Origin of the sequence: Streptomyces sp. NBC_01214 (assembly GCF_026340975.1) — a bacterium.
GTDB lineage: Bacteria > Actinomycetota > Actinomycetes > Streptomycetales > Streptomycetaceae > Streptomyces.
The window spans coordinates 815,321-834,350 of sequence record NZ_JAPEOS010000003.1 but is presented as its reverse complement, the minus strand read 5'-3'; the positions used below and the strand labels follow the sequence as shown (position 1 = coordinate 834,350).

The following is a 19,030-nucleotide window of genomic DNA, read 5'->3' as shown; positions in this document are numbered from 1 at the left end:
CGCCCACTTGCCCGTGCGTGCGCGTTCCTGTTCTCCGGTGCCCTCCTGTCGGAGCCCTGCGCCGAAGGTCAACTCCCCTGCACGCACAGGCGACCGCACCCCTCACCACCCGTCTAGCTTCGGACTGCGCCGCAGCTCGGTACGGCGTGGGCATACGCCCCTCGATCCGACGAGAGGTCCCCTCCATGACCGACCACACGCCCGTCACGCCCGTACTCGAGGCGGCCGCCGCCGACTTCGCGGAAGCGACCGGGACACCGCCGTTCCTGTTCCAGATCCCGCCCGCCGAGGGCCGCAAGGCCGTCGACGAGGTGCAGTCCGGCCAGGTCGCCAAACCCGACGTGGACGAGGAGTGGGTGATCGTCCCGGGCGGCCCCACCGGCGAGGTCAAGGCGCGCATCGTCCGACCGGCCGGGGTGAGCGGCGCCCTGCCGGTCGTGCTCTACATCCATGGCGCGGGCTGGGTGTTCGGCAACGCGCACACCCATGACCGGCTGGTCCGGGAACTGGCCGTCGGCGCCCGGGCCGCCGTCGTCTTCCCCGAGTACGGGCTGTCGCCCGAACACCGCTACCCCGTCGCCATCGAGCAGAACTGGACGGTGGCCCGCTGGGTCGTCACGGACGGCGCCGGCCACGGTCTGGACGGCACCCGCATCGCCGTGGCCGGCGACTCGGTCGGCGGCAACATGGCCGTGGCGCTGACCCTGATGGCCAAGGAACGCGGCGGGCTCGACCTGCGCCAGCAGGTCCTCTTCTACCCCGTCACCGACGCCGCCTTCGACACCGGCTCCTACCGGCAGTTCGCGGAGGGGTACTTCCTGCGCCGTGACGGAATGCAGTGGTTCTGGGACCAGTACACGACGGACCCGGCGCTGCGGGCGGAGATCACCGCGTCCCCGCTGCGCGCCACCACGGAGCAACTGACCGGTCTGCCGCCGGCCCTGGTGATCACCGCGGAGGCGGACGTCCTGCGGGACGAGGGCGAGGCGTATGCGAACAAGCTGCGTGCCGCGGGCGTGCCCGTCACGGCCGTGCGCTACCAGGGCGTCATCCACGACTTCGTCATGCTCGACGCACTGCGCGGAACCCGGGCGGCAGCGTCCGCGATCGAACTCGCCGTCCGGGTCCTCGAGCGGGCGCTGGCCGATGGCTGAGCCAGAACCGGCGACCGCCGCGGTGCCGGGGCACGGCCCGGTGGGCGGAGGCCGCGCCATGGAGCCCGACCTGCGCCGGATGACGCGCATCAACCTGCGGCCCATCGCCTCTCCCCTGCCGCTGGGCTTCTACTCCGTGGCCATCGCCTCGGTGATCGTCGGCTGCTTCCAGATCGGGCTCTTCGAGGAGGGCGCGCACCGCGCCGTCGGCCTGGCCATCCTGCCTGCCTTCGTCTTGCAACTGCTGGTGAGCTACTTCGCGTTCGGTGCGCGCGACGTGCTGGCGGCGACGCTCATGGCCTGCTTTTCGGGGCTGTGGCTGGTGAACTCCCTGACCCTGGTCGTGGACGCGCCGGGCGGGGCCCGGGTGCTGGGCGTCCTCAACGCCGTCTTCGCCCTCTTCGCCGTATTGATGGCATCCGTCGCGACGCCCAAGCGGGCCCTGTGGCTGGTGCTGTGTGCGGCCGTCCCCCGCTTCGGCGTGGCAGCACTCGCCAACCTCACCGGCGCGGACTGGATGGGCACCGTCTCCGGGGTCCTCGGGCTCGTACTGGCGGCCGTCGCCCTGTACACGGCCTTCGCCCTGATGCTGGAGGACATGCGCGGCGAGCCGGTTCTCCCCATCGGCCGCAGCGGCCCCGCGCATCGCGCCGTCGAGGGCGATCTGACGGTCCAGTTGCGCAACCTCGAACGGCAGGCCGGCGTACGCCGCACCCTCTGACCCTTGGCCTCCTGGCCTCCTGGCCTCCTGCCACTTCCCCTTCCCCTTCCGAAAGCGAGCACCGTGAGCAGCAGCATGCCCGTCGGCGGCATCACCGCCGGGCCCGGACCGGCCGGTCGTCCCCGGGACGGCCAGGCCGCCGAACTCGTCCTGCGCAATGCACGCATCCACACGCAGGACCCCTCCCGGCCCGCCGCGACGGCGCTCGCCGTCCGCGGCGGCCGGATCACGACCCTGGGCGACGACGGTGACGTCGCCCGACTGGTGGGACCGGCCACCCGGGTGGTCGACGCCCTCGGCCGGCGGGTGGTGCCGGGGCTCAACGACTCCCACCTGCACGTCATCCGGGGCGGCTTGAACTACGTCCTGGAACTGCGCTGGGACGGCGTCCCCTCCCTGCGGCAGGCCCTGGCGATGCTGCGCGAGCAGGCCGGCCGCACCCCCAAGGGCCAGTGGATCCGGGTGGTCGGCGGCTGGACCGCCGAGCAGTTCGCCGAACGCCGGATGCCCACCACGGCCGAACTCACCGCGGCCGCCCCCGACACCCCCGTGTTCGTCCTGCACCTCTACCAGTCGGCCCTCCTCAACCGGGCGGCCGTGCGTGCGGCGGGATTCACCCGCGACACCCCCGACCCGAGGGGCGGGCAGATCGTGAGGGACCGGAACGGCGAGCCCGGCGGCCTGCTGCTGGCCGCCCCCAGCGCGCTGATCCTCTACTCCACCCTCGCGAAGGCCCCCGCGCTGGACGAAGCCGACAAGACGGTCTCCACCCGGCACTTCTTGCGCGAGCTGAACCGGTTCGGCCTGACCTCGGCCGTGGACGCGGCCGGCGGCTTCCAGAGCTTCCCCGAGAACTACGCCACCGTCACCGAGCTGGCCCGCGCCGGCGAGCTCAGCGTACGGATCGGCTACCACTTGTTCCCGCAGACCGCCGGCCAGGAGCTGGCGGACCTCGCACGCTGGACCGCGACGGTCCGGCCGGGGGACGGCGACGAGTGGCTACGCCTCAACGGAGCCGGGGAGAACCTGACGTGGGCCGCCGCCGACTTCGAGAACTTCTCCGAGCCCCGCCCCGAACTGGGCTCCTACGAAGTCGAGTTCGAGAAGTCGGTCCGGCTGTTGATGGAGAACGGCTGGGGCTTCCGGCTGCACGCGACGTACGACGAGACCATCAGCCGCGACCTCGCCGTCTTCGAAAGGCTCGCTGCGGACGGACTGTTCCCGGCCGGCAACGGCTGGCTCTTCGACCACGCCGAGACCGTCTCCGCGCGAAACCTGGAGCGGATCGCGGCGCTGGGCGGTGGCATCAGCGTCCAGAACCGGATGTCGTTCCAGGGCACGGCCTTCGCACAGCGCTACGGCGCCGAGGCCGCCGCGCTCGCCCCACCCGTAGCCGACATGCTGCGACACGGTCTGCCCGTCGCGGCGGGCACCGACGCCACGCGCGTCTCCTCGTACAACCCATGGGTGGCCCTGCACTGGCTGGTCACCGGCCGGACGGTCGGCGGCGCGGCCCTGCGGCCGGCCGGGCAACTGGTCTCCCGCGAGCAGGCCCTGGAGCTGTACACCCTCGGCGGGGCGCGGCTCACCGGCGAGGAGGCGGACAAGGGCGTCCTCGCCGAAGACCGGTTCGCGGACTTCGCCGTCCTGTCCCACGACTACTTCGCCGTGGCGGCCGATGACATCCCGCACATCGAGTCCCTGCTGACCGTGGCCGGCGGCCGGATCGTGTACGCCACCGGTGAGTACGAGGGCCTGGACGAGGCCGTCCCGCCGGTCAGCCCGGGGTGGAGCCCGGTCGCGCATTTCGGCGGCTACCGGGCCACACCGCCGCCCTCGATGGCCGGCGCCCGCCAGGCCGATCTGCTGGCGGAGGCAGTCGTCGCCTCCGAGCAGCACCGCCAGTGGAGGGTCGCGCGGGGCTTCACCCCCCAGGAGCCGCCCGCCGTCTTCGATCCCTGCTTCGTCCTCTGATCCGCCCGCGCACCCGGTCCCCCGCCCTTCCCCGTCCCACACACCGTTCGTCTCCGAGAGGAACTCCTCGTGTCCGACTTCAACTTCGACCTCGACTCCGTCACCGCCGCGCCCAGCCGCGACCTGCTCACCCCCGACAACGCGATGGTGCTGTTCGTCGACCACCAGCCTCAGATGTTCTTCGGCGCCGCCAGCTCCGACCGCGTCGCCGTCATCAACGCCACAGTGGGCCTGGCCAAGGCCGCCCGGGTCTTCGACGTACCCGTCGTGCTGTCCACCGTGGCCGCCGAGTCCTTCTCCGGACCGATCCTGCCGCAACTGCGCGAGGTGTTCCCCGAGCACGAGGTCATCGACCGGACTTCCATGAACGCCTGGGAGGACGAGGCCCTGGTCGAGGCGGTCAAGGCCACCGGCCGCCACAAGATGGTGCTCTGCGGTCTGTGGACCGAGGTCTGCCTCGTCCTGCCCGCCCTCTCCGCACTCAACCAGGGGTACGAGGTCTACGTCGTCGCCGACGCCTCGGCCGGCGTCACACCGGCCGCCCACGAGCACGCCCTGCAACGGATGACCGCCGCCGGCGCCGTGCCCGTGACCTGGTTGCAGGTGCTCCTGGAGCTCCAGCGCGACTGGGCGCGCACCGAGACGTACGTCGCCACCACCGACGTGGTGAAGGAGCACGGAGGTGCGTACGGCCTGGGTGTCGTCTACGCCCACTCCATGGTCGACCCGCACGCGGCCGGCTGACCGGACCGTTCGAGCATGGACACCGGACTGTTCCTCCTCCGCCTCTTGGCGGGCCTGCTGATCGCCGCGCACGGCGTGCAGAAGGTCAGCTTCCGCCTCGGCGGCAGCGGACTGGCGGGCGGGGCCGCGGAGTTCCGGCGCGACGGCTTCCGCGGCGGGGCGCTCACCGCCCTCGCCGCGGGGGCCGGGCAGATCGGCTCCGGCCTGCTGCTGGCCGCCGGAGCCCTCACTCCGCTCGGCGCCACCATGGCGATCGGCGTGATGACCGTCGCGCTCACCGTCAAGTGGCCCCACGGCTTGTGGGTGCAGCACGACGGCTACGAGTACCCCCTCGTGCTCATCGGAATCGCCACCGGGATCGCCCTCACGGGCCCCGGCCGCTTCTCCGTCGACCGCGCACTCGGCCTGCCCCACTGGCCCGGCTGGTCGGCCGCGGCCGCGCTGGTGGTCGGGGCGGCCAGCGGCCTCGCCGTACGCGCCCTGCTGCACGACCCGGCCACGCCCCCCGCCCCGCCGGGTTTCCCGTGAACGCACCAGCCCTGCACCTCCCGCCCCTCGTCAAGGGAAGGACACCTACGATGACCGGCCGTCCACTGAGCCGACGCCACACCCTGAAGACCGCTGCGGGCGCCGCGGCAGCACTGACCGTCGCCGCGGCGCCTGCGGCCGCTGCGTCCGCCGCCGAAACCGGATCCGGACCGGGAAACGGCGGTAGGGCCACCGTGGTCCTGGTCCACGGCGCCTTCGCCGACGCCTCCAGCTGGACCCCCGTCACCGAACGGCTCCAGCAATACGGCCACCCGGTGGTGGCCGTGGCCACCCCGCTGCGCGGCCTCGCCCACGACGCCGCCCAGCTGGCCGCCCGGCTCGCCGCCGTCCCCGGACCCGTCGTCCTGGTCGGCCATTCCTACGGCGGTGCGGTCATCACCCAGGCCGCCGCCACCGCGCCCCACGTCAAGGCCTTGGTCTACGTCTCCGCGTTCGTCCCCGACGCCGGAGAGGTCCTCGGCGAGCTCGCAGCACGGTTCCCCGGCTCCCAGCTCGAAGCCTCGCTGGAGCCCGTCCCCGTACCGGGCCCTGACGGCACCACCGGCGTCGACCTCTACATCCGGCCCGACCGCTACCACGAGGTCTTCGCCCAGGACGTTCCGCGTCCCACCACACGGGTACTGGCCGCGGGCCAGCGCCCTCTCAGCGGGTCCGCGTTCACCGACCGGGTGAGCAGCGCGGCGTGGCACACCGTACCGTCGTGGACCCTGATCTCCAGCCGGGACCGGGGCATCGTCCCCGAGCTCCAGCGGTTCCAGGCCTCCCGGGCCCGGTCCCGGACGGTCGAGGTGCCGTCCTCCCACCTGCCGATGTACAGCAGGCCCGACGCCGTCGTCGCGGTGATCCGGTCCGCTGCCCGCACCGTCACCGCCTGATGCCCCACCACCTCTGAGGAGCCACCCGTGTCATCCCCCGGAACCACTCCGTCCTACGCACGTGACCTCGCCCGGGTCGAGGCGGCCAACGCCACCGGCCGCATCCCGGTCGTCTTCATCCACGGCCTGTGGCTGCTGCCCACCAGCTGGGACCGCTGGGTCGCCGTGTTCGAGGAAGCCGGCTTCGCGCCCGTCACCCCCGGCTGGCCCGACGACCCGGAGACCGTCGAGGAGGCCAACGCCCACCCCGAGGTCTTCGCCGGCAAGAGCGTCGGACAGGTCACCGACCACTTCTGCGACCTCATCCGCGCACTCGACCGCAAGCCCGTGGTCGTGGGCCACTCCTTCGGTGGCCTGATCACGCAGATCACCGCCGGGCGCGGCCTCTCCCGAGCATCCGTCGCCATCGATCCGGCGCCCTTCCGCGGTGTGCTGCCGCTGCCCCTGTCCTCCCTGCGGGCCGCGAGCGCGGTCCTCGGCAACCCCGCCAACTACCACCGGGCCGTACCCCTGACCTACGAGCAGTTCCGCTATTCCTTCGCCAATGCGGTCGGCGAGGAGGAAGCCCGCGAGCTGTACGCCGCCTTCGCCGTACCTGCCCCGGGAGAACCCCTCTTCCAGGCGGCTGCGGCGAACGTCAACCCGTGGACCGAGGCCAAGGTCGACACCACCTCCGCCGACCGCGGACCGCTGTTGATCATCTCCGGGGAGAAGGACCACACCGTCCCCTGGGCCATCGCCAACGCCTCCTACAAGAGACAGGCCAGCAACACGCACGCGGTCACGGAGATCACGGAGATTCCCGGCCGCGGCCACTCCCTGACCATCGACCACGGCTGGCGCGAGGTCGCCGACACCGCCCTCGCCTTCGTCCGCCGGTTCGCCGACCCGGCCTCATGACGCGACACGGAGCGGGATGGGCCACCCCCGACGGGGCGCGGACCGGCGGCCGTGCGCGTCGTCATGCCCGACCGGTCGGACGCAGTTCGCGCTCGAGGGCGAACAGGGCGAACGCGTGCGCGGAGGCGTGCTGCCAGCGGGACCGTCCGAACATCACGTCTTCGGAGATCCCGCTCAGCATGGCCACGGCCCGAATGGTGAACTCGGGAAGGTCCACGTCGGCGAACTGTCCCAGGTCCCGGCCCTCACGAACGATGGCTTCCAGGCGCTCGTCCCATCCGTCCAGCAGGGTGGTGAGGAGTTCCCGACCCGCCTCGTCGTGGCGCTGGGCCAGTACCTGCGTCCACAGCGCGTAGCGTTCGTCGCCCTCGTGGCGGGGCAGGTAGAAACGTACGAACAGCGCCAGCTTCTCGGCGGGGGACGCGGCCTCGTCGGCGGCCTGTCGGAACCGGGTCCCGAGGTCCGCCTCGCTCCATGCGAGGACTTCGAGCAGGAGCCGGTCCTTCTTGCCGAAGTGGTAGAGGATGTGGCCGGTGCTCATCCCGGCCCGCGCGGCGATGTCCGACATCCGCACGTTCGCGGTGCCCTTCTCGGCGATGACGCTGATGGCGGCCCTCATCGCCCGTCCCCGCGCCTCGTCCCCGCTGGGCTGACGCTTCCGGTCGACCGGGGGCCCAGCGGCAGGCCGGGAAGCGGCACCGACCCTGGCCCCGGCCTCGGAGCCGGCCTCCGCGCCGGCCTCCGCGCCGGTCACACCTTCCGACGGGGAAGGGTGCTGCGGCCGCGCCGGCCCGGTCTCTGACGTCGCCATGGATTCGCTCACCTCTGTTCCAGTCCGTTCCAGGAGTTTAGATTCCTAATCTAGACTGAAAATCTAGTCAGCGCGATGGGGAGTGCGACGGCCGTCGGTCGCCCCGATGCCCAGCGGCTCGCCCGTCCGACCCGACCACCCTGGAGACACCCGCATGACGCGTGGATTCGATGTTGTGGAGACCTGTATCGCCGACCTGCGCGCGGCGCTGGAGAAGGGTGAGACCACCTCTGTCGAGCTGCTCGACGCCTACCTCGCGCGGATCGAGGCGTACGACCGGCCCGGTACGTCCACCGCTCTGAACGCGATGGTCGTGATGAACCCGGACGCCCGCGCGGACGCGGAGGCCTCCGACGCGCGCCGCGGGCGGGGCGAGACGCTCGGTCCGCTGGACGGCATCCCGTACACCGCGAAGGACAGCTACCTCGCGAAGGGGCTGACGGCCGCGTCCGGCTCCCCCGCGTTCGAGCACCTCGTCGCCCAGCACGACGCCTTCGCCATCGAACGCCTGCGCGCGGGCGGGGCCGTCCTCATCGGCCTGACCAACATGCCGCCGATGGCGAACGGCGGCATGCAGCGGGGTGTGTACGGCCGCGCGGAGAGCCCGTACAACGCCGACTGGCTCACCAGCGCCTACGGCTCCGGCTCCTCCAACGGCTCCGGCACGGCGACGGCGGCGTCGTTCGGCGCGTTCGGCCTCGGCGAGGAGACCTGGTCCTCGGGCCGGGCGCCCGCGTCGAACAATGCCCTGTGCGCCTACACGCCCAGCCGCGGCGTGATCTCGGTCCGCGGCAACTGGCCGCTCGTACCGACCATGGACGTCGTGGTCCTGCACACCCGCACCATGGCCGACCTGCTCGAACTGCTCGACGTCATCGTGGCCGACGACCCGCACGCGCGCGGGGACCTGTGGCGCGCACAGCCGTGGGTGCCGCTGCCCTCCCCCTCGCAGGTACGCCCCGCCTCCTACCCGGCCCTCGCACCCGCCGACGCCGTGGCCGCGTCCGACGCGCTCGCCGGCAAGCGCGTCGGCGTACCCAGGATGTACATCAACGCCGACCCCGACGCCGGAACGAACCCCGCCGGGGGCATCGGCGGCCAGACCGGTCAGCGCATCGACACCCGTCCCTCGGTGATCGCCCTGTGGGAAGCCGCCCGCCGCGACCTGGAGGCCGCCGGCGCCGAGGTCGTCGAGGTCGACTTCCCCGTCGTGTCGAACTACGAGTCCGACCGCCCCGGCGCGCCGTCGCTGCCCACCCGCGGACTGGTCAGCCGCGACTTCCTCACCTTCGAGATCGAAGACCTGTCCGCCTGGGCGTGGGACGACTTCCTGCGGGCCAACGGCGACCCGGCGCTCCCCACCCTGGCCGAGGTCGACAGCACCCGCATCTGGCCCAAGCAGGACGGCGAACTGCCCGACCGCTACGACGGTTTCGACGACACGATCGGCGACTACCCGCGCCTCGTGCGCGAGCGCCCGTACGCGTCCCTCACCGACATGCCGCACCTCGAGCAAGGGCTGCGCGGTCTCGAGGAGACGCGCCGGGTCGACCTGGAGCTGTGGATGGACGGACTGGGCCTGGACTCGGTGGTGTTCCCCGCGGTCGCCGACGTCGGGCCCGCCGACATGGACGTGTCCGTGGCCTCCGCCGACCTCGGCTGGCGCAACGGCGTCTGGGTCGCGAACGGCAACCTGGTCCCCCGCCACCTCGGCATCCCGACCGTGACCGTGCCGATGGGCACCATGACGGACACCGGCATGCCCGTCGGGCTGACCTTCGCGGGCCGTGCCTACGACGACAACGCCCTGCTGGCCCTCGCCGCGGCCTTCGAGCGGACCGGCAGCCGGCGCACGGTGCCGCCGCGTACGCCGCGGCTGTCGGCACAGGTGCCTCCGCACGCGTAGCCGTTCCTTCCGGCAACTCCCGACCGCCGGGCTCTGCCCTCACGTGGCGCGCCCAGGTCGTGGCCGTGCGCCGGGGGAACGAGCCTTGTCCGAGCGGGCCCGTGCTCCTGGGCGGGGGCGGCGACCCCGCAGCGGTACCCGCTGCGGGGTCACGGCTTGCGGCGGTGTCGAGCCGTCCGAGCACCGAGCTCGATGGCGCCCGGGGGCGTGGCGGGCAGCCGGTCACGGTCGGGGGTGGCCAGGCCGCGGGCCTCGTCGGCGCCGCGTGCAGCTTCCGGCCCCCGGCCTTGAGCCGGTCCAGGAGTCCGGCGATCTTCTCGGGCAGCTCGGCGATCCGGGCGACGAGATCGCGTTCGCGGGCCGGTCGGGCGAAGCCCTCGAAGGCTGGTCTGGCAGGGCATCCGCGAGCACAAGGGCTGGATCTGGATCGGCGCCGGCGTCATCGCGCTCGGCCTCTACGGGGTGGTGGCCGCCTTCCAGTCCGACGACGACGCCGGGGTCAAAGCGTCGGCGGTTGTGCGCAGGCCGGACGGCTCCTTGTCCTCCTCCTTCTTGTCGTGGGAGGGGAGACAGGTGGTGGCGGTCGATCCCTGGTAGGTGTCGTCGCCGGTGAACGTGGCGGTGTAGCAGGTGTGCTTGGCCTGCCTGCTGTGGATCGTGCAGGTTGCTTGGCCGTGGGTGTTGGTGGTGCTCGTGCACAGTGTCGTGCCGGCGGTGGTGAAGGTGACGGTTTCGCCTTGCAGGGGCTGGCCTTCGGCCGTCAGCCGGGCGGTCAGCGTGAGGGTTTTGCTGCCCTTGCCCTTCTTCTTGGTCGTCTTGAGCTTCAGCTCGGTCGGCACCGGATCGCCCGGTACCGGGATGTTGCCCACGTTCGTGACCGCCGCCCTGAGAGGGAAGTCGCCGACGGGGACCGTGGCGGTCACCGTGTTGGTGACGGTGTCGATCACCGACACGTTGTCGTTGGTGCCGTTGACGGCGTAGACGTGGGTGCCGTCCGGTGCCATGGCCACCTCGCCGGGCCTGTTGGTGGTGGCGATGGTGGCGGTCACGGTGTTGGTGGTGGTGTCGATCACCGAGACGGTGCTGCTGAAGGCGTTGGCGACGTAGGCACGGGTGCCGTCCGGCGTCACCACCACCCCCTGGGGGTCGTTGCCGGCGATGATGGTCGCGGTCACAGTGTTCGTGGCGATGTCGATCACCGACACAATGTCGCTGAGGTCGACACTGGTGACGTAGGCGCGGGTACCGTCCGGCGTCACCGCCACCCCCCAGGGCCCCTCGCTGACGGGGATGCTGGCGGTCACCGTGTTGGTGGCGGTGTCGATCACCGAGACGGTGTCGCTGAGCCGGTTGGTGACGTAGGCGCGGGTGCTGTCGGGTGTCACCGCCACCGATACGGGTTGGGACCCGACGGGGATGGTGGCGGTCACGGTGTTGGTGACGGTGTCGATCACCGACACGGTCCCGGCCACGGAGTTGAGGACGTAGACGCGGGTACCGTCCGGTGTCACCGCCACCCCGACGGGGAAGTCGCCGACGGGGAGGGTGGCGGTCACCGCGTCGGTGGCGGTGTCGATGACCGAGACGGTGTCGCTGACACTGTTGACGACGTAAACACGGGTTCCGTTCGGAGTCGCCGCCACCCCCTGCGGGCCGTCACCGACGGGGATGGTGGCGGTCACCGTGTTGGTGACGGTGTCGATCACCGAGACGTTGTCGTTGTTGAGGTTGGAGACGTAGACGTAGGTCCCCGGTGGTACCGCCGCTGCCTGGCCGACCGGAAGAGCGACTACGGTCGATGCTGCCATCGCCGCGGACAACAGCAGCCCCAGCACGTACCGGCCGACTCGGCTGCCCACCGTTCCGTCCGCTCTCGCCCGCCCCTGTTCTGGGCCCATGACGACGATCCCTTCGCTCAGAGTTGCTGACGACCGCCTCGCGTCACCGGCGAACACGGGCCGGGCGGACCGTCGCGGCCAGACGATCACCCCTGCGCACGCAGCCGCTACTCGACCCGCCCCAACCGGTGACGCCCCCACCCGGCCGGCCCCACGGGCGGTCGGCCTGTTGCTCACGTGCCCGTCGGTGAAGCCTTCGCGGCACGATGCGGTGATCAGGAGGCAAAAAGCGTGGTCAGGGCTGCGGCAGCCGCCGCGAGGATCGCGACCACCACGACGAGGGCGATGGCGAGTTGGGTCATGGCGGTCTCCGTGGAGCGACGGGCGGTTGCTCGGAACGTCTCGGAAACCGCGTTCGCCGGGGTTCACCACAGCAGAATGAACCCCGGCGAACAGATCAGAACCAGGGGGAGCAATGGGCGACGGTGATCGCGACGCCGCCTTGGCTGGGCTGTGCAAGAAGCTCGCCGAGGGACTGCCCGCACACTGGGCCTGGCTCGCGAGGAACTGCTGACGGAGGTGGCGGCTATGGCACCCGCACGATCCGACGCGCGCCAAAGCCGCCCTGAAGGGCCTGGCCCGGGTTGCTCCGCGGACAGTGGTGTGGCTCAACGAGGCGCAGCACTACCTGGGCGGTCCCCGGCACGGTGAACCGCATCGCGGCTGCCCTGCGCGCCCTGCTCACGCATCCTGACCGCCGGCCGGTCCTCGTTCTGGGCACCCTCTGGCCCGAATACGACGGCCGGTTCTCGGCCTGACCAGGACGCGCTGCGCGCTGCGCAGGCGTTCGCTCGAGAGGGCGACCGGATGCTCGCAGACGCCCTGGACCGGGCGCGGAGTCACGGCCGCGTCACGCAGGACCTGGCCGACCTGCCCGGATCGCCGGAGCTGCTGAGCCGTTACGAGCGCGGCGCGCCTGTGGCGAGGGCTCGCTGGAAGCGGCGATGGATGCCCGCAGGCTCGGTGTCGGGCTCCACCTTCCCCAAGCCTTTCTCCGTGACGCCGCACTCGGCTACCTCGCGGACGACGGTACGGGGGATCCGAAGGGCTCTCTCCCCTCCCTGGGATGCCGGTCCGCGCCCCATGGCTGGCCCGTCACGTGAAGGCGGTGGGCACCTGGTGGAAGATGCGGCCGCCGAGGTCGACGCCGGTGACGGCACCGCTCGCGTCCCGGGAGAAGAAGCCGCGCTGCCCCCGTAGTCCACCGGCGGTGACGATGAACTCGTCGCCGTCGCCGGGCAGCAGGCCCATGGCGGCCGGTTCGTGGTCCGCGGGCATCTCGAAGTCGGCCGCCTCGCGGATCTCCGGCTTGATCGCTGCCGCGATGGTCAGCGCCGTGCCGTCGAGGGCGACCGTGAGCGTCATGACGTCGTTCTCGTAGGCCCCGACGACCTCCGCGGCCCGCACCTCGTCGTACGGCAGCGGCTCCGGGTCCTTGTCCACGACGCCGAGGTAGTGCTCCAGGGCCCAGCGGACGGCCGTCCGGTTGAAGGGGATGCCGTCCGGGCCGGCATTGGCCATGGCGACGACCGCGAAGTTCCGCTCGGGCACGATCACCAGCTCGCAGAACTGGCCGTTGGCCGAACCGCCGTGCTCGATCGTCCGAACACCGTCCACCTCGCGCAGGAACCAGCAGATGCCGAAGCCGTCGCCGAGGTTGCTGCCGCGCAGTTCGACGGTCCGTTCCCGCATCCGGTGCAGCAGCTCGGCCGGCAGGAGCTGCTCGCCGTTCTCCGTTCGGCCGTCGCCGAGCTGGAACCGCGCCCAGGCCAGGACGTCCGCCGCAGAAGAGGCGAGACCTCCTCCGGGGTTGTTGCCCCGGGTGAGCCGCCACTCCTTCGCGACGGCGAGGTTGCCGTCCTCGCCGGGGCCGTGGCCCACGGCGAACCGCCGGGTCATGACGTCGGCGGTGCCGAAGAAGCTGTTGGACAGTCCCAGCGGCCCGAACACGAGCGAGGCGACGGCCTGCTCGTACGTCAGGCCCGTGACGTTCTCCAGGACGCGTCCGAGCAGGTTGTACGCGGCCTGGCTGTACGAGGCGCGGGCACCGGGCTCGCCGATGAACTCCAACTCGGCCATCCTCGCTACGAAGGCGGCCAGGGCGTCGTCCCCGTCACCGGTGTCGACGATGATGTTCCAGCCCAGACCCGAGGTGTGGTTGAGCAGGTTCAGGACGGTGATCTCGGCCGCGGCCGTCTCGTCCGCGAGGACGAGCTCGGGTACGTACCGGCGCACCGGCGCATCGAGTTCGACGCGGCCGTCGGCGACCAGCCGCATCAGCGCCACCGCCGTTAAGGTCTTCGTCGTGGAGCCCACCTGGAACAGCGTGTCCTCGTCGACGGGCAGCGGGTTGTCGAGGCTGGTCACGCCGTGGCTCGCGAAGGTCTCCCGGCCGTCCGCCCACACGCCGACGGTGACGCCGGGGATACCGAACTGCGTGGCGGCCCGCTCGACGAACTCGGCGAGCTCGGTCCGGGCCTTTTCGTCCTGCGGCTTCTGGGTGGCGTCGACGTTCATGGGGTCCTCCTGGTCGGATGTCGTCGGGTGTCGTCGGGTGTCGTCGTTCTCGATGACCACGACGGTGCCCGGGCCCGCTGACAGACCACTGATCGCACGCTGACAGCGGGACGTCCCGCCTGTCAGCCCCCGCCACAGCGCTGGTCAGCCCCCTCGGCGCACCCGCCAGAGCTCCGGGGCGGCGACGGACCGGGGCCGCCGCCTGCTGTTCCTCAGGAAGCCAGCTCGCGCGGGTCCAGCGGGATCCGCCAGGCATTGCGACGGTGCACGGATTCCAGCTCGGCTTGGAGCGGGGACGGCGGAACGGCCAGCACGGGGCAGGCGGCGTGCGCGAGGCAGTAGCGGGCCACCGAGGGCCGGACGAGGCGGCGCAGTGCGGCGCGGGATCCCGTGCCGACCACGAGGAGGCCGTCCGGGTCACGGGCGGTGTCCACGAGAACTGCGCCCGGAGTCCCCCGTACCGTGAGGCCCGCGAGGGGGATCCCGGGTCCCGCGGCGCCGAAGGCGGTGTCGAGGGCCTCGCGGAGTCTTTCGACGGCCGCAGCACGGCATTGGGCCAGGGCAGAGGGCCCGAGGCCGTTGCGGCTCCCGAGTTCGTCGCCCGGTGACTGCCAGGCCAGGACGACCCTCAGTTCCGCATCGTGCAGTCGGGCTTCTGCCGCCGCCCGGTGCAATGCGGTCAGACTCCCCGGGCGGCCCGTGACACCGACCACGACTCTGCGCACAGTTTCCGTCCCCTCGTCCTCGGCGGCTGGTTCACATGAAAGCGCTCCGCGGGGGCTTCGGTGCGGCTGTTGACGGCTCTCTCACGCCGAGGTCCGTGGCCGTGACGGGTTCCTGACGCCGTCCGTCAGCGATCCGTATGGACTGGGCGGGTCGTCGTCAAGGACCCGCCAAGGCAGGGCGGAAGGTGTGGGAGCCCGGGGATAGCTTCGTTGTCGCGCCCCGGACTGCCTCCCCGCACCCGGGGCCTCCACTGCCGCTCGTGGTTCCTCTGGGAGGGCCCCATGTGTTTGTTCCAGTACGAAAACGACCCGGAGCCTGAAGAACGCGTCCCGGCCGGACCCCTCTACGTGCCCGTCCGGCCGGGGATCGCGGAGGTGGTGCTCCGGATGTTCCGCACCCCGCTGGGCGACCGTACCGCCGTCGGATTCACCCGCCCTGACCTGCTGGCCGCGACGCTCGGCGCGGAGCAGCCCTGGATCCGGCTGTCCGAGTCGGCGCTCCGCGCGTTGGCTTCGCCGCTCGGCGCGTGCTCGCTGACGATCGACCCGACCCTCACGGCTCCCGCCGTCACCCCGGTGCCGGCTCGAACGGCCGACGTCGCGGTCCGCGCTCTCTGAGAGGGAAGTCCCGATGACCACTGCCGTACTCTCCGAGGTCGCCACCGGCGCCGACGACCTGTCCATATGGCCCGCGTCCGCGCAGCGGCTCCCGCACGGCGATCCGGCCGTCGCAGGGGTGTCGCTCGCCGAGGTCGCCGAGCGGTTCGAGACCCCGGTCTACGTCCTGGACGAGGGCGAGGTGCGCGGGCGCTGCCGGACCTATCAGGACGCCTTCCCCGACGCCGACGTCCACTACGCCGCGAAGGCCTTCCTCTGCCGCGCGATGGTGCGCTGGGTGGAGGAGGAAGGGCTGGGCCTGGACGTCTGCTCCGCCGGGGAGCTGGAGCTCGCCGTCACCGCCGGGTTCCCGCCCGAACGGATCGTGCTGCACGGCAACGCCAAGTCGCCCCGCGACCTGGAGGCGGCGCTGCGGCTCGGCGTGGGGCGGATCGTCATCGACGGTCCGTCCGAGATCGCGCGGATCGCGGCTGCTGTGGGCCCCGAGGGGCACCAGAAGGTCATGGTGCGGGTGGTGCCGGGCGTCTCGGCGGGCGGCCACGACAAGATCCGCACCGGTACGGACGACCAGAAGTTCGGCCTGTCCCTCACGGACGGGGGCGCGCAGCACGCCATCAGCCGGATCCTGAGCCAGCCGCAGCTCGAACTGACCGGCCTGCACTGCCACATCGGCTCCCAGATCACCGATGTGAAGCCCTACCTGGTGGCCCTGCGCCGCATGGTCGGGTTGATGGCCCGCATCCGTGACGCGCACGGCATCGTCCTGCCCGAACTGGACATGGGTGGCGGCCACGGCATCGCCTACCGGCCCGGCGAGCCCGCCCTCGACCTCACAGCGCTGGCGCGACGGCTGCGCGCCGAGCTCATCGAAGGGTGCGCCGCCGCCCGACTGGTCGTCCCCCGACTCCTCATCGAGCCCGGACGTGCCGTCGCCGGTCCGGCAGGGGTCGCCCTGTACCGGGTGCTCGCCGTCAAGCACACCGGGGAGAAGGTGTTCGTCGCCGTCGACGGCGGCATGAGCGACAACCCCCGCCCCGCCCTGTACGGGGTGCGCTACGCGCCCCGCCTGATCGGTCGGCACTCGACTGCCACTGCCGGCACCTGCACGGCCACGGTCGTCGGACGGCACTGCGAAGCCGGTGACGTCCTCGCAGCCGACGTGGAACTGCCCGGCGACATCCACCCCGGCGACTTGCTCGCCGTACCGGTGGCCGGCGCCTACCAGCTGTCCATGGCCTCCGGCTACAACCTCGTCGGCCGGCCCGCGCTCATCGCGGTCCACGAGGGCACGGCCCGGATCCTGGTCCGGCGCGAGACGCTGGAGGACTTCCGCAGCCGGGACATCGGCGGGTAGGAGCGGCCTCGTCGATCCGGCGGAGCGTTCCGTGGAGTGCCGGTCTAAGGCCGGTAGACGAGTTCGATCAGCATCGCGGCGATGACGCCCCAGACGCCGATCCCGAGCAGCCACAGGGCGTCGAGGGCGGCGCCGGCGGCGATGAGGGTCAGGCCGGCCGCCGCGAGGGCGAGTAGGGTCCGGCGCTTGGCGCGGTCGGGGCGCGAGCGAGTGGTCACGGTAGTGAGAATCCCGCCCGGCTCTCGTCATGGCGAGGGCCGGGCGGGATTCCTGGCAGCGTTTTGACGCGAACGGGTCAGCCCGCGTGGATGTGGGGGCGGCGGGCGCGGTCCGGTTCGGCTTCCCGGATGACCTCGCGGGTGACGGGGGCGACCTCGCCCTGCCCGAAGAGGAAGAAGCGGAAGAAGTTGGCCATCGGGTTGCCCTCGGTCCACTCGAAGTAGATGTGCGGGCGCTGGCCGGTCTCGTCGCGTACGTGGAGCAGGAGCGCGGCCAGGGCGTTGGGGATGCTGGAGCTCTCCAGGGTCAGGACGCGGTAGCGGTCGTGGAGCACTTCGCCGCGTACGCGCATGCCCGATTCGAACTCGGAGGCGTCCAGGACGGTGACCTCGACGAACATGACGTCGTCGCCGGCGGGGATGTCGTTGTCCGCGCGGATCTGTTCCTTCTTCTGCCGGTACTCCTCCAGGTCCCGGTTGTCGGGCTCGTTCGCGATGAACCGGATCGTGCGGTTGGCGGTGTCGCGGATGAACCGCTGGGCCATGTCGTCGAACTCCACGTGCGTGACGCGCAGCTCGAAGACGCGGGCGAGGCGGGAGAGGAGGGAGAGGGCCATGATGCCGGCGATGAAGCAGGCGCCGATCTTCACGCCGTCGGGGCGTTCGACGATGTTGACGGCGGTCGTGTAGATGAAGACGGCGGAGATGATGCCGAAGCCGATGGTCCAGCCGCGTTCTGCCGCCCGGCGGGCGGCGATGGTCACAGCGACCGCGGCCGAGGTGATCAGCACGAGGACACCGGTGGCGTACGCGCCGCCCTGGGCGTCGACGTCGGCGTTGAAGATCCAGGTGACCAGGAACGCGATCAGGGTGAACACGATGACCATCGGGCGCAGGGCTCGGGCCCAGTGCGGGGCCATGCCGTAGCGGGGCAGGTAGCGCGGCATCAGGTTCAGCAGGCCCGCCATGGCGGAGGCGCCGGCGAACCACAGGATCAGGATGGTGGAGATGTCGTAGATCGTGCCGAAGGCGGAACCGAGGTACTCGTGCGCCAGGTAGGCGAGCGCTCGGCCGTTGGCTTCGCCGCCCGGTTCGAACTGGGCGGCCGGGATCAGCAGGGTCGTGATCAGGCTGGAGCAGATCAGGAAGATGCTCATGATCACGGCCGCTGTGGTCAGCAGCTTCTTCGCACCGCGGATCCGGCCCGCCGGCTTCTCCGGGGTGTCGTCCGGATCGCCCTGCACGTGCGGCATGACCGCCACGCCCGTCTCGAACCCCGACAGGCCCAGTGCGAGCTTGGGGAACACGACGAGCGCGATGGCGATCATCATGAACGGGTTTCCGTGTTCGGTGGTCAGCGCGGTCGTCCAGTCCGTGATGACCTGCGGCTGGGTGAACACGTTCCACAGCCCGACCGCCACGACGACGACGTTCAGGCTGAGGTAGGTGGCCACCAGGACCACGGCGACGCCGATGGCCTCGCTGAACCCCTTCAGGAACACCCCGCCCAGCAGCGCGATCAGGATCAGGGTGATCAGTACCTCGTGACCGTGCAGGGTGCTGGTGAGGTGCGGGTTCTCGACCATGTGCGCGGTCGCGTCCGCCGCGGAAAGCGTGATCGTGATGAGGAAGTCGGTCGCCGCGAACCCGAGCAGGGTCAAGACGAACAGCTTCCCCTTCCAAAACGTCAGCAGCCGCTCCAGCATCGCGATCGAGCCCTCGCCGTGCGGGCTCTCCTCCGCGACCCGCCGGTACACGGGCAACGCGCCGAACAGCGTGAGCAGCACGAGCACGATGGTCGCCAACGGCGAGAGCAGTCCCGCCGCGAGGAACGCGATACCGGGCTGGTAACCGAGGGTGGAGAAGTAGTCGAGACCCGTCAGACACATCACCCGCCACCACGGCCGACCGTGCGGCTGAGCCGCCGCCTCCTTGGCAGCGGGCGAACTGTTCTCGGCGGTCAAGCCTTCCAGCATCCACGCGCGCAAGCGTGACGTGCGGGCAGGGGTGGCCATCGCGGGGGTCTCCTGTCGTACGCAAAGAATCAGCCATCGCCATCGACAGCT

Annotated in this window: 16 protein-coding genes and 1 pseudogene; 11 read left to right on the top strand and 6 right to left on the bottom strand. The window is 71.5% G+C overall.

The features are described from left to right. Positions 1–185 precede the first annotated feature (185 nt). The 7 genes from OG594_RS40130 to OG594_RS40100 all read left to right on the top strand — a co-directional run bounded on the left by OG594_RS40130 (position 186) and on the right by OG594_RS40100 (position 6,917). Entirely contained in the window at positions 186–1,154 is a 969-nt protein-coding gene (locus tag OG594_RS40130; RefSeq protein ID WP_266607310.1) for an alpha/beta hydrolase, read from the top strand. After that, positions 1,147–1,875: an acetate uptake transporter family protein gene (locus tag OG594_RS40125; protein WP_266607309.1), complete on the top strand. Its 729-nt coding sequence runs from the start codon at positions 1,147–1,149 to the stop codon at positions 1,873–1,875. Before OG594_RS40130 ends, OG594_RS40125 begins: the two co-directional genes overlap by 8 nt. Before the next feature lie 75 nt (positions 1,876–1,950). Beyond that, the gene (locus OG594_RS40120; protein ID WP_266608810.1) at positions 1,951–3,849 is read left to right on the top strand and encodes an amidohydrolase; all 1,899 of its coding nucleotides are present in this window, start codon (positions 1,951–1,953) and stop codon (positions 3,847–3,849) included. A 144-nt stretch (positions 3,850–3,993) separates the two neighbouring features. Continuing rightward, a complete protein-coding gene (locus OG594_RS40115; protein ID WP_266608809.1) occupies positions 3,994–4,593 on the top strand; it encodes a hydrolase in 600 nt (199 codons plus the stop codon). 15 nt (positions 4,594–4,608) lie between these two features. Continuing rightward, positions 4,609–5,121: a DoxX family protein gene (locus OG594_RS40110; protein ID WP_266607308.1), complete on the top strand. Its 513-nt coding sequence runs from the start codon at positions 4,609–4,611 to the stop codon at positions 5,119–5,121. A gap of 50 nt (positions 5,122–5,171) precedes the next feature. Then, complete coding sequence (locus OG594_RS40105) at positions 5,172–6,017, top strand: alpha/beta fold hydrolase (RefSeq protein WP_266607307.1); 846 nt, start codon at positions 5,172–5,174, stop codon at positions 6,015–6,017. Positions 6,018–6,044: 27 nt separating this feature from the next. Beyond that, on the top strand, positions 6,045–6,917 hold the full coding sequence (locus tag OG594_RS40100; protein WP_266607306.1) for an alpha/beta hydrolase: 873 nt from the start codon (positions 6,045–6,047) through the stop codon (positions 6,915–6,917). Positions 6,918–6,978: 61 nt separating this feature from the next. Here OG594_RS40100 and OG594_RS40095 read toward each other — a convergent pair whose 3' ends face one another. Continuing rightward, positions 6,979–7,536, bottom strand: coding sequence for a TetR/AcrR family transcriptional regulator (locus OG594_RS40095; protein ID WP_266607305.1), 558 nt, complete (start codon positions 7,534–7,536; stop codon positions 6,979–6,981). Between the two features lie 346 nt (positions 7,537–7,882). On the opposite strand from OG594_RS40095, the gene OG594_RS40090 reads away from it, so the two are divergent. Then, a complete protein-coding gene (locus OG594_RS40090; protein ID WP_266607304.1) occupies positions 7,883–9,634 on the top strand; it encodes an amidase in 1,752 nt (583 codons plus the stop codon). A gap of 384 nt (positions 9,635–10,018) precedes the next feature. After that, positions 10,019–10,132: pseudogene (locus OG594_RS47435) on the top strand (hypothetical protein); the annotation flags it as partial. Here the strand turns inward: OG594_RS47435 and OG594_RS40085 are convergent. The 3 genes from OG594_RS40085 to OG594_RS40070 form a co-directional block, all read right to left on the bottom strand. Then, the gene (locus OG594_RS40085; RefSeq protein ID WP_266607303.1) at positions 10,090–11,493 is read right to left on the bottom strand and encodes a beta-propeller fold lactonase family protein; all 1,404 of its coding nucleotides are present in this window, start codon (positions 11,491–11,493) and stop codon (positions 10,090–10,092) included. The pseudogene OG594_RS47435 and the gene OG594_RS40085 overlap by 43 nt on opposite strands. A gap of 1,134 nt (positions 11,494–12,627) precedes the next feature. Continuing rightward, positions 12,628–14,049 (bottom strand): serine hydrolase, encoded by a 1,422-nt coding sequence (locus tag OG594_RS40075; RefSeq protein WP_266607302.1) that lies wholly within the window; start codon positions 14,047–14,049, stop codon positions 12,628–12,630. 212 nt (positions 14,050–14,261) lie between these two features. Next, positions 14,262–14,774, bottom strand: coding sequence for a universal stress protein (locus tag OG594_RS40070; protein WP_266607301.1), 513 nt, complete (start codon positions 14,772–14,774; stop codon positions 14,262–14,264). A gap of 282 nt (positions 14,775–15,056) precedes the next feature. Between OG594_RS40070 and OG594_RS40065 the strand changes: the two genes are divergently transcribed. Both OG594_RS40065 and lysA read left to right on the top strand, forming a co-directional pair. Next, complete coding sequence (locus tag OG594_RS40065) at positions 15,057–15,392, top strand: SAV_915 family protein (RefSeq protein ID WP_266607300.1); 336 nt, start codon at positions 15,057–15,059, stop codon at positions 15,390–15,392. Between the two features lie 13 nt (positions 15,393–15,405). Beyond that, positions 15,406–16,746 (top strand): diaminopimelate decarboxylase, encoded by a 1,341-nt coding sequence (gene lysA, locus OG594_RS40060; protein ID WP_266607299.1) that lies wholly within the window; start codon positions 15,406–15,408, stop codon positions 16,744–16,746. A 44-nt stretch (positions 16,747–16,790) separates the two neighbouring features. Here lysA and OG594_RS40055 read toward each other — a convergent pair whose 3' ends face one another. Together OG594_RS40055 and OG594_RS40050 are read right to left on the bottom strand one after the other, a co-directional pair. Next, positions 16,791–16,964, bottom strand: coding sequence for a hypothetical protein (locus tag OG594_RS40055; RefSeq protein WP_266607298.1), 174 nt, complete (start codon positions 16,962–16,964; stop codon positions 16,791–16,793). Positions 16,965–17,041: 77 nt separating this feature from the next. Next, positions 17,042–18,979: an amino acid transporter gene (locus tag OG594_RS40050; protein ID WP_266607297.1), complete on the bottom strand. Its 1,938-nt coding sequence runs from the start codon at positions 18,977–18,979 to the stop codon at positions 17,042–17,044. Between the last annotated feature and the right edge of the window lie 51 nt (positions 18,980–19,030).

Bases quoted from the DNA above. Each gene is read 5' to 3' on its own strand.
- OG594_RS40095 (WP_266607305.1), bottom strand. From the start codon at position 7,536: ATGAGGGCCGCCATCAGCGTCATCGCCGAGAAGGGCACCGCGAACGTG.
- OG594_RS40075 (WP_266607302.1), bottom strand. From the start codon at position 14,049: ATGAACGTCGACGCCACCCAGAAGCCGCAGGACGAAAAGGCCCGGACC.
- OG594_RS40065 (WP_266607300.1), top strand. From the start codon at position 15,057: ATGTGTTTGTTCCAGTACGAAAACGACCCGGAGCCTGAAGAACGCGTC.
- OG594_RS40125 (WP_266607309.1), top strand. From the start codon at position 1,147: ATGGCTGAGCCAGAACCGGCGACCGCCGCGGTGCCGGGGCACGGCCCG.
- OG594_RS40110 (WP_266607308.1), top strand. From the start codon at position 4,609: ATGGACACCGGACTGTTCCTCCTCCGCCTCTTGGCGGGCCTGCTGATC.
- OG594_RS40090 (WP_266607304.1), top strand. From the start codon at position 7,883: ATGACGCGTGGATTCGATGTTGTGGAGACCTGTATCGCCGACCTGCGC.
- OG594_RS40120 (WP_266608810.1), top strand. From the start codon at position 1,951: ATGCCCGTCGGCGGCATCACCGCCGGGCCCGGACCGGCCGGTCGTCCC.
- OG594_RS40130 (WP_266607310.1), top strand. From the start codon at position 186: ATGACCGACCACACGCCCGTCACGCCCGTACTCGAGGCGGCCGCCGCC.
- OG594_RS40105 (WP_266607307.1), top strand. From the start codon at position 5,172: ATGACCGGCCGTCCACTGAGCCGACGCCACACCCTGAAGACCGCTGCG.
- lysA (WP_266607299.1), top strand. From the start codon at position 15,406: ATGACCACTGCCGTACTCTCCGAGGTCGCCACCGGCGCCGACGACCTG.
- OG594_RS40115 (WP_266608809.1), top strand. From the start codon at position 3,994: ATGGTGCTGTTCGTCGACCACCAGCCTCAGATGTTCTTCGGCGCCGCC.
- OG594_RS40050 (WP_266607297.1), bottom strand. From the start codon at position 18,979: ATGGCCACCCCTGCCCGCACGTCACGCTTGCGCGCGTGGATGCTGGAA.